Raw genomic sequence first — 15410 nt, forward strand, 5'->3', positions numbered from 1 at the left:
CCCTTTTTGAGGAATACACCATGAACCCGACCGTCTGTACCCATAAAAACAACCCCAATTTCTGGATTTTCGGGCTGTTCTTCTTTCTCTACTTTTTCATCATGGCCACCTGTTTTCCGTTTTTGCCGATCTGGCTATCGGACGTCATCGGCCTGAATAAAACCGAGACCGGCATTGTTTTCTCCAGCCTGTCGCTGTTTGCCATCTGTTTTCAGCCGATACTGGGCGTGATCTCCGATAAGCTGGGGCTGAAAAAGCATCTGATGTGGATCGTGACGTTGCTGCTGGTGCTGATCGCGCCCTTTTTCCTTTACGTTTTTGCGCCGCTGCTGAAAACCAATATCTGGCTCGGGGCGCTGAGCGGCGGGGCCTACATCGGCTTTGTGTTCTCCGCCGGCGCCGGGGCGATGGAAGCCTATATCGAACGCGTGAGCCGCAATAGCAGGTTTGAGTACGGCAAAGCGCGGACTTTTGGCTGCCTCGGCTGGGCGCTGTGCGCCACCACGGCGGGGATGCTGTTCAGCGTTAACCCCGAGTGGGTGTTCTGGATGGGGTCGGCCGCCGCGCTGGTACTGGTCGTGCTGGTGGCCATCGCGAAACCGCAGGCCAGCCAGACCGCACAGGTGATGGACTCGCTGGGCGCTAACCGCTCATCGGTGGATTTAAAAACCGCCGTACGCATGTTCCGTCAGCGCAAAATGTGGATGTTTATTCTCTACGTCATCGGCGTTGCCTGCGTCTATGACGTTTTCGATCAGCAGTTCGCCACCTTCTTTAAATCCTTCTTTGCCACCCCGGAATCGGGCACCCGCGCCTTTGGTTTTGCGACCACTGCCGGGGAAATATGCAACGCGATTATTATGTTCAGCTCGCCGTGGATTATTAACCGCATCGGCGCGAAGAATACCCTGCTGATTGCCGGCATGGTGATGGCGGCAAGGATGATCGGATCATCGTTCGCCACGACGGCCGCTGAAGTGGTGGCGCTGAAAATGCTCCATGCGCTGGAAGTCCCGTTCCTGCTGGTAGGCGCTTTTAAATATATTACCGGCGTGTTTGACGTCCGCCTGTCGGCGACGATTTACCTGGTTGGCTTCCAGTTTTCCAAACAGGTGGCGGCGATCTTTCTCTCCGCTTTTGCCGGGAATATGTATGACCGTATCGGTTTCCAGGATACCTATATGATCCTTGGCGGCATTGCGCTGAGCGTCACGTTAATCTCCGCCTTTACCTTATCGGGTAAGGCAACGTCGGAAAAGATGAGCGATAGCGCGATGACGGTTTAGAAAATAGTTCGATAATTCACAAGGATGGGATTGATAAATGAGGAAATATTGACCATGGATATGAAGGAAAGAATGAACAGCGGCGAGCTTTATCTTGATTCAGGATATGGCTTACCGCAGCAGCGGCTGATGGGCAAGGCGCGAGCTTACGAATACAACCACTCGCACCCCTTTAATCAGGAATTAAGAAACGACATTATTCAGCGGATGTTCGCCGCCGTGGGCGAGCAGTGCTGGATAGAGCCTCCGATTCATGTGGCCTACGGCACCCACACCACCATTGGCGATAATTTTTACGCGAACTTCAACCTGACGCTGGTCGATGATGCCGACATTATCATCGGCAATAACGTGATGTTTGCGCCCAACGTGACCATTTCCACCGCCGGCCATCCGATTCATCCGGATCTGCGGCACACCCAGCAGCAGTTCTCTCAGCCGGTGGTGATTGAAGACGGCGTCTGGCTGGGCACCGGGGTGATTATCAACCCAGGCGTCACCATCGGAAAAAACTCGGTCATTGGCGCCGGCAGCGTGGTGAACCGTTCCATACCGGCGAACGTGGTCGCCGCTGGGGTCCCCTGCCGGGTATTAAGAGCGATCGCCGATAGCGATAAAGAGAAATTTCAGCTGTTTACAGCGTAAATTATCGCGGCGCCGGGCGGGCGCTTCATGCCCCCTCCCGGGTAGACGTCGCGCAATCTGCCTGCGGGGACGCATTTCCGCCGGGACATCATGATGCTTTTGCCTGACTATTCATTGCCCGGGTACTGCGCGCGTTACGCAGAATGCTTATTTCCCGTGAAAGTTAGCCCCTTCCACTATAATCAGACAAACGTTTGCCATCGTTATTTTTCGATTTTTTATTCATTTTCTGCGTCTTTTTTGGCGGAGGAGAGCACGCGTTAATATGGTTATTTACTGGCTTATTAATTATCATTTTAGTCATTATTTTTTATGATAATGTGATTTTTTATAGCATTTTTATGTGTTTTTTATGTGAATGAATTTATAGCTTATGGATGGCGAAAGTAATGGATTTCTCCCCGGTGAGCGTATTTTTTTCATGCAAAAAAAAGAGAAATGCTTTTGTCGATATATCACCAGGGGGAGCGGCAACTTAAAAATAGAAAGATGAGTTTAACCTATTGAACTTAAAGGGTGTTTTAATTTTTTTTATTTCCTTTAAATTTGGTGCTAGTATTTTAATTGAGTAATGTCGCAGGCCAAAAATGAGATAAAAATGTTTATTATTGATGAAGATTTTGACCGTGGTGCCTTACGCTCCTTTGCGTTTGGCCGTAATACCCGGCCTTTGTTGGCGATCCAGCGTATTATGCAGGCGCTGCTGCCGGTTAGCACGCCGTTTGAGCTGCAGCCTGACGAGCGATTTGAATTTTGCGATACTGAAAATAACGCGAATATATTACTCCTGCTTGAGGGGACCGGCGTGGTTTGCCATAGTGAAAATAATATGGCGATAACCACGCTATTTTCCCCCTCGGTACTGGGGCTGATTGATGGATATAGTACCTTTTACGACGTAGAGGCCAGGCCGAAGCACTTTTTCTCTGCGGAAACATCTTGCTCTGGTCAATTGGTTCCGCTTGCTAAGTTTGTGGAGATTATGGACGAGCAAAATCTCTGGCATGATATCGCCCGGATTCTGGCCCATCGGTTATTGGTAATGGCCATCCGCGAGAAGGAGTTTATTGGCGTGGAATCATTCATCATGATCCGGACGTTGATCCTGGAACTCGGCTCCTATCCTGAGGAATATCGCGAGCAGATTAACGTGCTCAATTTTATCCAGCGGCGCACCAATCTTTCCCGCAGCGGAATACTGTACGTCCTGTCTGAACTGCGCAAGGGGGAGTACATCAGCGTCCATCGAGGCGTGCTGAAGGGAATTAATAAACGAATTCCTATCGATTTTTAAATAACTTCATAACAGTATACTAACAACAACGCCTGTTTTTTAGACGCGCCAGCTCTTTGCATTATTAACATCATGATTTTTATACGTAATTATCATTATTGACTTGCATCATTTTCGAATGTCCAGTTTTGGACGAAAAAATTGATTTAGATTAATAAAATTCTCTGTAAGAATTATTCCCAGGACAACACGGAGTGTCTTCTTATATTTAAACCGTCTTTTTTATCGCCGCGGGGAACGTTCCCTGGTAATTGCTTCGGCCATAAAAAAGTAAACGGTAATTAATGAGGGAATACAAAATCAATTTAATGTGTATGGATTAAAAATGAAAAAAGCATTTATGGTAAAAAGCGTCGTTCTGGCAATGGTTATGGCTGGCGGTATTTCTTCTGCGATGGCTGCTTTACCGACCAGCGGGTCTTCTTCCACCGTTCAGGGCGGCACCGTTGAGTTTAAAGGCTCTGTTGTCGATGCAGCCTGTGCGGTAACCGCAGACACCAGCAACCAGATTGTGAACATGGGTCAGGTTCGTCTGGCTGCCCTCACCGGTAAAGACTCCGTTGCTAACCAGAAAACCCCGTTCAGCATCAAGCTGGCTGACTGCGATACCACCGTCGCTTCTCAGGCATCTGTGACCTTCGACGGCAACGCGGCGGCGGGCGAAGCTGGCGTGCTGGACAACACCTCTGGCGCGGGTAGCGCGGCAGGCGTCGGCATCCAGATTTATGACAAAGACGGCTCTGCGCTGGATCTGGGTACCGCGTCTCAGGCAGTTACGCTGATCGACGGCGACAACACCCTGAACTTCTCCGCTGACTACTACCAGACTGCGGATACCGCGACTGCCGGTAGCGTGGACACCACCGCTACGTTCAACGTGACTTACCAGTAAGGTTACGCCAGTCATTTTCATTTAGGGATCCTGTGCCAGGGACGGCGGCTGTGTCATTGAAAGGAGTAGATATGAATTTCACTACACAACGGCTGAAGGCGTTTTCCCTCGCGGGGGCGTTTTTGTTTCCCGCTCTGGCACAGGCGGGCAACCACCACGTGGTAACGGTAAAGGGCGGCGACGTTGAGTTTCAGGGCGCCGTGGTCAATGCCGCCTGCGCGGTGGATGCCGGTAGCGAGGATTTAACCGTTGAGATGGGGCAGGTGCGCTCCAATGAATTTCATGGGCTGGGAAGCTGGACAGATCCGCAGGCGTTTACCATTACGCTGAAGGATTGCGATACCACGGTGAGCCAGCAAGTTAGCGTGGCCTTTCGCGGCCTGACGGATGGCAAAGATCCGGGGGTACTGGCGGTGACCGACGGTGCGCAGAGCGCGCAGGGCGTCGGGTTAGGCATTTTTGATAATCAGGGAAATCAAATTATCCCGAACACGCAGCCGATGAATTTTACCGCTATTCAGGACAATACGACCGTACTCAATTTTGTCGCCAAATATCGCGCGACCTCGAGAACCGTCGTGGCAGGGGATGCAAACGCACAAACCTGGTTCACGTTAACCTATTTGTAATTTCCTGATGCCGTCCGCGGCAAATCTTTATTGTGAAAGGCACTTTATGTCCGTTATTTCTTTTTCCCGCCTGTCTCTGGTTGCGCTGGCGTTAGCCGGTGCCGGTCTGGCCGCGCCCGCGGCGCAGGCGCAAACCGAAACCCAGGCGCACGCAGCGGCGAACGGCGGGGTATCATTAGGTTCCACCCGCGTCATCTATCCGCAGGGCAATAATCAGGTCTCACTGGCGGTGAATAATACCGACCCGAAGGCCACCTTTTTAATTCAGTCATGGGTGGAAAACGCCAGCGAAAGTAAAAGCAGCGATTTTGTCATCACCCCGCCGCTGTTTGTGATGAAGCCGCAGAAAGAAAATACGCTGCGCATTATGTACGTCGGGCCGAATAATCTGCCGGCGGATCGCGAAAGCCTCTATTGGGTGAACGTTAAAGCGATTCCCTCGGCGGCAAAAGACACTAAAGGGAAAAATACCCTGCAGATCGCGGTGCTGAGCCGGATTAAACTTTTTGTCCGCCCGAAAAATCTGCCGATGGCCTCGATCGATGCGCCGGCGAAGCTGCGCTTCCACGAAAGCGGTAATACCCTGACGGTGAAAAATCCCACGCCCTATTATATGACGCTGGTACAGATTCACGCCGGTACCGCAACGTTACCGACGACAATGGTGGCGCCGATGTCGCAGGCGGATTTAAAACTGCCGGCGAACGCGCAGGGAAATATCACCTTCCAGACCATTAACGATTACGGGGCAAACTCGCCCGAACAGAAAGCCATAATAGAATAATAAACAGGTCGGCAAAATAATGACGTTAAAAATAAAATATATCACCCTCGCGGTGATGCAGGTTCTATTTGCCCGCCGTCGGGTATACCGTATTATTTTGCCGGCAACCTTATCGGCATTACCGTTATCCGCGCTGGCGGATAACTATTTTAACCCCGCATTCTTATCGGACGACCCTAACGCGGTGGCCGATCTTTCGCATTTTGAAAAGGGCGATAGCCAGGCTCCGGGTAAATATCACGTTGATATTTATCTGAATAAGCAGCTGGTCTCCACCGAAGACGTGAACTTTAAAGCGGCAAAAGGCGGCCAGGATGATACCGGGCTGGCGCCGTGCTTTACCACCGCGCGCCTGGAACAGATGGGGGTCAATACCAAAGCCTTCCCGGACCTGGCAAAGCTGGCGCCGGAGCAGTGCGTGCCCTTTGCCGCCATACCGGAATCCTCCACCGAGTTCGACTTTGAGCATCAGCAGCTGAACATCAGCGTGCCGCAGGCGGCGCTAAAGCAGAGCGCGCGCGGGTATATCCCCCCGGAAGAGTGGGACCAGGGGATCAACGCGCTGCTGCTGAACTATGACTTTACCGGCGGCAACAGCGGCGGTGATAGCAAAGAGGACAGCTACTATCTCAACCTGCAAAGCGGCCTGAACCTCGGCGCCTGGCGCCTGCGCGACTACTCCACCTGGAACTACACCAGCGGCGAGGGTGAAACGGAGAACAAGTGGGAGCATATCAGCACCTACGTCGAGCGTACGATTGCGCCGCTGAAGGCGGAGCTTACGCTCGGGGAAAGCTACACCCCGTCGGACGTTTTCGACAGCCTCGGCTTTCGCGGCGTCCAGATTGCCTCCGATGACAACATGCTGCCGGACAGCCTGAAGGGCTTTGCGCCGACGGTCCGCGGTATCGCGAAGAGCAACGCCAGGGTCACCATTAAGCAGAACGGCTACGTTATCTACCAGACCTACGTCTCGCCGGGCGCCTTCGCCATCAACGATCTCTACCCGACCTCGTCGAGCGGCGACCTGCAGGTGACGGTAAAAGAGAGCGACGGCAGCGAAAATACCTTTACCGTGCCGTACTCCGCGGTGCCGCTGCTGCAGCGCGAAGGACGACTGAAATACGCCCTGACCGCCGGTAAATACCGCAGCACCAACGATGATCAGGATGAGGTCAATTTTGCCCAGGGAACGGCAATCTACGGCTTGCCGCATGGCTTCACGCTGTACGGCGGTTCGCAGGTCAGCAACGACTACCACGCCTTCGCGCTGGGCGCCGGGCTGAATATGGGGGATTTCGGCGCGGTCTCCGCCGATATCACCCAGGCAAACAGCACCCTCGCCGACGGTAGCCAGCACGACGGCCAGTCGGTGCGCTTCCTGTACGCCAAGGCGCTGAACGATCTCGGCACCAACTTCCAGCTGCTGGGCTACCGCTACTCGACGGAGGGGTTCTACACCCTCGACGAGACGACATATAAAAGCATGAGCGGCTATACCGGCGACAATGAGTGGAAAGATGAGGATCACGACGGTAAGCAGGATAAGCCGGTGTGGACCGATTACTACGATCTCTACTACACCAAAAAAGGCAAAGCGCAGCTTAATATTTCGCAGCAGGTCGGCAAAATCGGCTCGATTTTTGTCACCGGCTCCGAACAGACCTACTGGCACACCGATGAGAAAGATCGCATGTTGCAGGTGGGCTATAACGGCAGCTGGAACGGCATCTCCTATAGCCTGACGTGGAACTACGACAAGTCGCCGGGGGAAGAGGAGGCGGATCAGATCTACGCCTTTAATATTTCGCTGCCGATTGGCCAGTGGCTCTCCAGCAACCATAGCGCGGATATCTACCGTTCGGCCAACACCACCAATATGAGCTTTGGCACCACCACCGATCAGCACGGTAAGACCACGGGTACTACCGGCATCAACGGGACGCTGCTGGCGGATAACAACCTGAGCTATAACGTGCAGGAGAGTGACGGCAACCACGGCACCAGCAACAGCGGCAACGCCAACATGAGCTATCAGGGCACCTACGGTAACCTGCAGGCGGGCTACAACTACAGCGACGGCTACCACCAGGTGAACTACGGGGTCAGCGGCGGCGTGGTGGTTCACCGCAACGGCGTTACCCTTAGCCAGCCGCTCGGCGACACCAACATTCTGGTGAAAGCGCCGGGGGCGGCCGGCGTCGAGCTGGAAAACGCCACCGGGGTGAAAATCGACTGGCGCGGCTACGCGGTGATCCCGTACGCCACCACCTATCGCCAGAACCGCGTAGCGCTGAATACCAACTCCATGGGACAAAACGTCGATATTGACGACGCGGTCACCAACGTGGTGCCGACCCAGGGGGCGCTGGTGCGCGCCGAATTTAACGCCCACGTCGGGGTGCGCGCGCTGATGACCCTGATGCATAACGGCAAGCCGGTGCCGTTCGGCGCCACGGTCAGCCAGAAGGCGGGCAACAGCACCATCGTCGGCGACGACGGCCAGGCGTACCTCGCCGGGCTGCCGCTGAACGGCATGCTGGAAGTGCAGTGGGGCGAGAGCGCCGGACAGCACTGCGTGGTGAAATATCAACTTCCGGAGAGCGCGAAGCAGCAGCCGGTGAATAAAGTCAGTGAACGGTGCCAGTGATGAAACGTATTATCACACTCTCAATCGCGCTAATGGCCTTGATAAAAATAATTAGCCTTCCAGCATATGCTACAACTTATCCTTCGGGCTCATGCTACGTTCCTGATGGACATGCAGCAGAAAACTATGATTTTAATATCAGTGAGGTCGTACCCGATCCTACGCAAAATACAGCTGGAGAAGTTTTACCCGCTATAGTTTCTACCAGTAGTGGAACATTCTCGCTTGAGTGTTCTTGCCAGGAAGGTTCAACCTTTTATACACATCAGTGGACAACAACGGATCTTGTTTCAACAGGAAACTCCGGGAGTTTAACCTTTTATAAGGTTAATGACTATATTTCTGTTGCGTCTGAAATAAAAGACATGTCTGATGGAAAATATTATCCTTTACCGTGGACTAACCATTATAAACCTGCAGGTGCAGCAATGCCGTGTAACGAGGTTAGATCAGATTTCAACACCGGTGATAATATTAGAGTTACGTTCAGAATAGATCGGAAATTTGTTGGGGTGATGAATTTCCCCCATGTAAAAATATTTGATTTATGGTACACCGTCGGCAGTGATTTTATAAAAGGTGCACCCGTAGCTTCAGCCTATATTGATGGTCAAATATCGGTGCCCCAAACCTGCTCCGTTAACGCCGGGCAAATCGTGACCGTCGATTTTGGCTCCTTTATGTCGGGCGAATTTAAAAATAAGGGCCAGATGCCCGCCGGCTACACGCCAAAAACGATTTCGGTACCGATTAAATGTAACGGCATAGAGGCTAATGCTAATTTGACGGTCCGTTTCCAGGCGGACGCTTCAGCGGATGAACCGGCGGCGATTAAGACCAGCAACAACGATGTCGGGGTGCAGATCACCGATAGCAGCGGCAAGGTGATTGAGCCGAACAGCGGTCTGATCCCGTTCCAGCTGGATGATAACCTGCAGGCGACGGTGACCTTCCACGCCGCGCCGATTAGCACCACCGGAAACGCCCCGGCAGAGGGGACCTTTTCGGCGACGGCCTATATTCGCGTTGACTTTGCCTGAAGCGTAAAAAACGCTAAACGGCATATTGGTGGTATGGCAAATCGCGAGCAGGCAATAACGTCAGATGCAATATTAACGATCTGAAAGACAGAAGCAGTAGCCGAACATTATATTTAGTAAAAGGTCTAGTAATGAAAAAATGTGTCACTCTAGCAATAGTACTTATGGCCTTGATAAAATTAAGCAGCGTTCCTGTGTATGCTACCGATTATCCTTCAGGCTCATGCTATATTCCTGATGGTTCTACAAAAGGAACGTATGATTTTAATATCAATACGGTTGTATCCGATCCTACGCAAAACGTCCCCGGAGAGATTTTACCCGCCGTGAACTCGAGTAGTAGCGGTTCATTCTCTGTTGAGTGTTCTTGCCAGAGTGATTCGGTTTTTTATACGCATCAATGGACAACAACGGATCTGGTTTCGTCGGGAGCCTCCGGTGGTTTAAATTTTTATAAAGCCAACGACTATCTTTCAGTGGCAGGAGAAATTAAAAACCCCGGTGACGGCACATATTATCCTTTGCCTTTGGTTGACTTATATAAGCCCGTTGGGAATGGCATGTTATGTAATAGTGTGACTTCAGGCTTTCATTTTGGCAATGATGTTAGAGTTACGTTCAGAGTAGATCGCAAATTTGTTGGAGTGGTAAGTTTCCCACATATAAAATTATTTGATTTATGGTACACCGTCGGCAGTGATTTTGTGGAAGGCTCGCCAGTGGCTACCGCTTATATTGATGGTCAACTATCGGTCCCCCAAACCTGCTCCGTTAACGCCGGGCAAATCGTGACCGTTGATTTTGGCTCATTTATGTCGGGCGAGTTTAAAAACAAGGGCCAGATGCCCGTCGGCTACACGCCAAAAACGATTTCGGTACCCATTAAATGTAATGGCATAGAGGCCAATGCTAATTTGACGGTTCGCTTCCTGGCGGAAGCCTCGGCGGATGAACCGGCGGCGGTTAAAACCAGCAACGATGATGTCGGGGTGCAGATCACCGATAGCAGCGGCAAGGTGATTGAGCCGAACAGCGGTCTGATCCCGTTCCAGCTGGACGACAACCTGCAGGCGACGGTGACTTTCCACGCCGCGCCGATTAGCACCACCGGAAATGCCCCGGCAGAGGGGACCTTTTCGGCGACGGCCTATATTCGCGTTGACTTCGCCTGAGGAAAAAAGATGAAAGCGGCAAAAACACTCTTTCCCCTGTTGCTGGCGTTTGCGGGCGTTCATAGCGCTATCGCCGATGATATTAATACTGGCCAGGTTGAGCTGGATATGACCGGTACAATCGTCGCGGAAAGCTGCGATATCGATACCGCCAGCCAGAACCAGACTATCCATATCGGCGATTTCAGCGCTGGGATATTTAAAAACGTCGGCGATACCTCGGAGTGGAAGCAGTTTGATATCAAATTAAATAACTGCACCTCGGCGATCAGCCAGTCGACGGTGGCCTTTAGCGGCACGTCGGACGGCTCCGACCCATCGCTGTTAGCCCTCTCCGATACCTCCGGCGGCGGCGGAATGGCCAGCGGCGTGGCGATTGAGCTGCTGGACAGCAGTATGAACGCGATTGCGATTAACAGTACCGATAACGGGTACCCGATTACCCAGGGCAATAACGATCTGACGTTTCGCCTGCGCTATAAAGCTACCGCGGTGCCGGTTACGCCCGGCAACGCCTCTTCGGTACTCTATTTTGATGTGAGCTATCAATAATGAAAAAGACGATCCTGCTGTTATCGCTATCCGGCTTGTCCTGCTCAGCGCTGGCCCACGACGGCACCGTAAACATTACCGGCACGATCCAGGGAAACACCTGCACCGTGACCACCGATACCGCGAACCAGCAGGTGACCCTGGGCGACATTGCGGCGAAACAGTTTACCGCGGCCGGCAGCGCCTCCCAGCCGATAGCGTTCACCATCGGGCTGGAAAACTGCGGCAGCGCGGCGTCGGCGGTCTCATTAACCTTTACCGGCGAGGCGGATACGACCAACAGCGCCCTGCTGGCGTTAACCAGCCAGGCGGGCAGCGCCGCGGGCGTCGGGGTGGCGATCTTAGACAGCCAGCGTACGCTGGTGCCGCTGAACAGCGCCAGCAGGCAGTATACGCTCGACCCGCAGCAAACCAGCCAGAACCTCACCTTTTATGGTGAGATGGTGGCGACGAGCAGCCCGGTTACCGCCGGCAGCGTTGACGCCACGACCACCTTTAGCCTGACCTATCAGTAGCCTGTCCATGTTGAGAAAAATCGCTGTACTGCTGGCGCTCAGCGCCTTATCCCTTCAGGCGCAGGCGGGCGTGGTCATCGGGGGAACCCGCTTTATTTATAATGAGGGTAAGCCATCGATATCGTTCCGGGTGATCAATCAATCGCCCTCGCGCTACTTGATTCTGAGCAAAATCGTCGCCGATGGCGACCCGCACGCGGCGGTGCCTTTTGTGGCGACGCCCCCGGTCTTTGCGCTAAACGGCCACAAAGAAAATGAAATTCGCGTGATGTACACCAGCGGCCAGCTGCCGGCGGACCGCGAAAGTCTGTTTTGGGTCACGGTGGCCAATATCCCTCAGGCCGACAGTCAGCAGCAGAATACCCTGCAGATTGCGGTGCGCAGCCGCATGAAGCTGTTTTATCGCCCGAAAGGCATCCAGGGGGATTCACAGCAGGCTTATCGCCAGCTGCGCTGGCAGCGCCAGGGGAAAACGGTAACGGTGCAGAACCCGACGCCGTTTTACGTCACGCTGCTGAATATGCAGGCCAACGGCCAGAGTATCGCCGGGGCCGGGATGGTCGCGCCGCTTTCCAGCCGCTCGGTGGCGTGGTGTCCGGCGCAGGGCGGCTGCGCGCTGCAGTGGCAGACCCTTAACGACTATGGTCGGGCCATGCCGGCCATGCGTATTTCGCCCGATGCGCAGGCCAGGAAGGGGCAATAAGATGCACGCAGAACTCAGGGGAGAGCCGGAAACGGCGGCCTCCCGCTGGCTCCTTATGATGCTGGCGCTGATCCTGCTTGGCGTCATGCATATTGTCCTGCCCAGCACCGGCGGCAGCGGCGCCGATTTACCGGAACCGCTGCTGGTCTGGGGCGTGCTGCTGGTCACGATGGTCGGCTGCGCCTGGTTTTTGCGGCATCAGAGACTGCGCAGCAGCCCGTTCCTGCGCGGCATGGCGCTGGCGGCGTTACTGCTGACGCTGCCCCTGCTCTGGAGCCCCTCCGCCGACTGGCGGCTGGATGCCTTCCCGCGCCTGGCGGGCCTGTGGGCGGGCGTGGCGTTTTATTATCTGCTGCTGAACTGTCGGCTCACGCCGCGTCAGCAGCAGACCGTACTGTGGCTGATCGTCACCGCCACTCTGATTCAGGCGGTTTATGCGCTGGTGGGGATCGGCCATCCGGCTTGGCTGCCGCTGCCGGCGCAGGCGGCGCAGCGCCAGGCCGGACAGTTCGCGATCGGCGTTTTTCTGCAACGCAACGTCACCGGTTCCTTTATTGCCACCGGCGCCGCGGTGCTGCTGTGGCTGACGGTCGACGTCCGCTTTGTCTGCCGCAGCGTCGCGAGGGAGAGATATCGTCAGTGGGGAAGCGCGCTCGGGCTCGGGCTGCTCTACGCCACGCTGACCCTGCTGAAATCCCGCACCGGATGGCTGGGCGGCGTGGTCTGCTGGCTGATGATGGTGACCATTTTTTGCTTCTCGCCGTTACGCCGCTCCGCCGCGCGCGGGGCCCGCTGGCGTGTCGTACTGGCGCCGGTGGCCGGCGTGCTGCTGGGGCTTGCCCTGCTATCGGTCTCGTTACTCAACGCCCTGCATGAACATGACGGCTCGAATCTTGAGCGGGTTTTTATTCTGCAGCAGACCTGGAACATGATACTGCAGCATCCGATCGTCGGCTGGGGCTACGGGGGATACGCCTGGTCCTTTGCCCATTTCGTGGCCGATAGCGTCCCGCCGTTGTCCCGTCGGGTCCCGGGGTTAACCTATCCGCATAATGACCTGCTGTTCTGGTGGGTCGAGGGCGGAGCGGTCGCCCTGCTCGGGCTGCTGGTGCTGGGCGTTAGCGGATTCTGGCTACTGCTGCGCCGCCCCGGCGTACGGCAGCTGGCGCTGCTGGCTTGCCTGATGCCCATTTTGCTGCACACGCAGCTGGAGTATCCGCTGTATCAATCGCCGGTACACTGGTTGTTCGTTCTTATCCTGGTTAACCTGGCCGATCGCTGTCCGTCCGGCGAACAGGCGCCACTGCCCGCATTCACCGCGCCCTCCACGCGGCCGGTACCCTGCGCGCTGATGATCCTGGCCTGCTACGGCGCGCTGCTCACCGGCTGCGCCTTCTGGCAGGGGCACTACCTGACCGCTTTTCAGCAGTCGCCGCAGCGTTTTGCCAGCCGCGTACTGCGGCTGCATGACATCGGCATCGGCAGCGAAAGGCTGCGTAAAGATCGGGCGCTCAGCTATATCATCCGCTATCAGTCGAGCGCTAACGTCGAGGACCTGGAGGCTTTCAACCAGATCGGCAGGCGCTGGATTGCGGTGTGGAACGACGCCGATATGTACAACAATCTTATTAACGTCGAGCGGTATCTTGGGCAACAGAAAAACGCCCGGGCTTTGCGCGAGGAGGCCCGGCGGCTCTATCCTGAGGACCGGCGTTTTTCATCGTAGTGCCGATGCCGGTTATGACCGCGGGCTCAGCGTCGCAGAGGCAGCTGAGCCTTTTTACGTATATTGCGGGTCGGGGCTAAAAAAGCATTGATCGAATATAATTAGCAGTGTAATTATCTCCTGTGGTTTGAAATTGATTTCAAAAATGCCCAACACAGGAGTGTTACCCCATGGACGCACGTAAATGCACTGCCGCAGCGGCTTTACTTCTCGCCTGCACTTCTTCTTTCTGCTACGCCGGCCATACCGGAAAAGTCCGCTTCATTGGCACCGTTGTGGAGTCGGGATGCTGGAACAAGCCCGGTCAAAATGAATTATTCTGTTATCGCGATAAGACCGTTTCTCATTATTCCGCGGCACACGTCAGCAGCGTTTCGCTGGATGTCAGTAATGCCGTGGTGCAAAAAACATTTCTTGATAAACAAAAGCAGCTGGAACAGTTAACGATTAATTACTATTAAGTTTAATGACATTTAAATATCTTCAGCTCATCGGGTTGAAGATATTTATCTCATCTCAAAATTAAGATGTTAGCAAGAAATTACATAATTTTATTATTCTTACAATCTACGATCGTTTTATTACCGCGAGTTGATTGAATCCCCACATATTCCTCTATACTATTCCTCATATATTTTACGCAGAAAAGATATAATATATATGGCTAAGGTGGTTTTGTTTCCGGAGATCTCTTCTTCACTGGAATGGTTAAAAGGGCATGGCGATACAATTCTCCAGTATGGCTGGAACGTGATTGCCGCTTGTATTCTCTTTTTTATCGGCCGGGTTGTCTCAACCTTATTATCTAAAGGTATCGAGAAAATACTTCTGCGGCGCAGGGTAGATATTACGGTTGTCCATTTCTTTGCCGCCCTGGTGCGCTATATCACGCTGGCGTTTGCGGCTATCGCCGCGCTTGGCCGTTTAGGTATAGAAACATCCTCAATTATTGCGGTCATCGGCGCGGCGGGGCTGGCGGTGGGGCTTGCGCTGCAGGGATCGCTATCAAACTTTGCCGCTGGCGTACTGTTAGTCACGCTACGTCCTTTCCGGGCCGGAAACCTGGTGCAGATCGGCGCCATTACCGGAGTGGTGGAAACCGTACATATATTTTCCACCACCTTACTCACCGCGGATAATAAAGACGTGGTGATCCCGAACGGCAAAATTATCGCCGACAGCATCGTTAACTATTCGCGCCATCCCTTCCGGCGTATCGATTTGATGATTAGCGTCGGCTACGATAGCCGAATTGCGGAAGTGAAGCGCGTTATTCTGGCGGTCATCGATGCTGACAAACGCATCGATCGGCAGCGTGATACCACCGTTCGTCTGGCCGAACTTGGCGCCTCGTCACTTAATTTTACCGTGCGCGTGTGGGTGAAAAACACCCACTACTGGGATACCTATTACGATCTGCTGGAGAATATTAAAGAGGCGCTGGACGAACATCATATTGCGATTCCTTATCCGCAGATGGATATTCGCGTCGCCGGCACGGTACCGACGTTATCCTGATGGC

15 protein-coding genes are annotated in these 15410 nt (G+C 53.9%); all 15 read left to right on the forward strand.

All coding sequences use genetic code 11. The features are described 5' to 3' along the window. The first annotated feature begins 20 nt into the window (after window positions 1–20). The 15 genes from ABLU96_RS13190 to mscS all read left to right on the forward strand — a co-directional run bounded on the left by ABLU96_RS13190 (window position 21) and on the right by mscS (window position 15406). On the forward strand, window positions 21–1286 hold the full coding sequence (locus ABLU96_RS13190; protein WP_064406210.1) for an MFS transporter: 1266 nt from the start codon (window positions 21–23) through the stop codon (window positions 1284–1286). Between the two features lie 54 nt (window positions 1287–1340). Continuing rightward, window positions 1341–1931 (forward strand): maltose acetyltransferase domain-containing protein, encoded by a 591-nt coding sequence (locus tag ABLU96_RS13195; protein ID WP_032751746.1) that lies wholly within the window; start codon window positions 1341–1343, stop codon window positions 1929–1931. A gap of 598 nt (window positions 1932–2529) precedes the next feature. After that, a complete protein-coding gene (locus ABLU96_RS13200) occupies window positions 2530–3225 on the forward strand; it encodes a winged helix-turn-helix transcriptional regulator (RefSeq protein ID WP_029946898.1) in 696 nt (231 codons plus the stop codon). A 325-nt stretch (window positions 3226–3550) separates the two neighbouring features. Beyond that, window positions 3551–4117, forward strand: coding sequence for a fimbrial protein (locus tag ABLU96_RS13205; RefSeq protein ID WP_025106540.1), 567 nt, complete (start codon window positions 3551–3553; stop codon window positions 4115–4117). 71 nt (window positions 4118–4188) lie between these two features. Continuing rightward, entirely contained in the window at window positions 4189–4746 is a 558-nt protein-coding gene (locus tag ABLU96_RS13210) for a fimbrial protein (protein ID WP_014227395.1), read from the forward strand. 46 nt (window positions 4747–4792) lie between these two features. Continuing rightward, window positions 4793–5530, forward strand: a complete 738-nt coding sequence (locus ABLU96_RS13215; RefSeq protein WP_025106542.1) for a fimbria/pilus periplasmic chaperone — start codon at window positions 4793–4795, stop codon at window positions 5528–5530. Between the two features lie 19 nt (window positions 5531–5549). Next, window positions 5550–8180: a fimbrial biogenesis usher protein gene (locus tag ABLU96_RS13220; RefSeq protein WP_233933161.1), complete on the forward strand. Its 2631-nt coding sequence runs from the start codon at window positions 5550–5552 to the stop codon at window positions 8178–8180. Then, window positions 8180–9220, forward strand: coding sequence for a fimbrial protein (locus ABLU96_RS13225; protein WP_170873313.1), 1041 nt, complete (start codon window positions 8180–8182; stop codon window positions 9218–9220). Before ABLU96_RS13220 ends, ABLU96_RS13225 begins: the two co-directional genes overlap by 1 nt. Before the next feature lie 131 nt (window positions 9221–9351). Next, window positions 9352–10392, forward strand: a complete 1041-nt coding sequence (locus ABLU96_RS13230) for a fimbrial protein (protein WP_170873314.1) — start codon at window positions 9352–9354, stop codon at window positions 10390–10392. Window positions 10393–10401: 9 nt separating this feature from the next. Beyond that, window positions 10402–10944: a fimbrial protein gene (locus ABLU96_RS13235; protein WP_032751744.1), complete on the forward strand. Its 543-nt coding sequence runs from the start codon at window positions 10402–10404 to the stop codon at window positions 10942–10944. Continuing rightward, a complete protein-coding gene (locus ABLU96_RS13240; RefSeq protein ID WP_048263232.1) occupies window positions 10944–11459 on the forward strand; it encodes a fimbrial protein in 516 nt (171 codons plus the stop codon). The genes ABLU96_RS13235 and ABLU96_RS13240 overlap by 1 nt, the downstream gene beginning before the upstream one ends. Window positions 11460–11466: 7 nt before the next feature. Next, complete coding sequence (locus ABLU96_RS13245) at window positions 11467–12162, forward strand: molecular chaperone (protein ID WP_025106547.1); 696 nt, start codon at window positions 11467–11469, stop codon at window positions 12160–12162. Window position 12163: 1 nt separating this feature from the next. After that, complete coding sequence (locus ABLU96_RS13250) at window positions 12164–13888, forward strand: O-antigen ligase family protein (protein ID WP_025106548.1); 1725 nt, start codon at window positions 12164–12166, stop codon at window positions 13886–13888. Between the two features lie 170 nt (window positions 13889–14058). After that, window positions 14059–14349: a hypothetical protein gene (locus ABLU96_RS13255; protein WP_025106549.1), complete on the forward strand. Its 291-nt coding sequence runs from the start codon at window positions 14059–14061 to the stop codon at window positions 14347–14349. A 199-nt stretch (window positions 14350–14548) separates the two neighbouring features. After that, the gene (gene mscS / locus ABLU96_RS13260) at window positions 14549–15406 is read left to right on the forward strand and encodes a small-conductance mechanosensitive channel MscS (protein ID WP_032751741.1); all 858 of its coding nucleotides are present in this window, start codon (window positions 14549–14551) and stop codon (window positions 15404–15406) included. The last annotated feature ends 4 nt before the right edge of the window (window positions 15407–15410 follow it).

Source organism: Klebsiella sp. CN_Kp106, from assembly GCF_040064575.1.
GTDB lineage: Bacteria > Pseudomonadota > Gammaproteobacteria > Enterobacterales > Enterobacteriaceae > Klebsiella > Klebsiella michiganensis.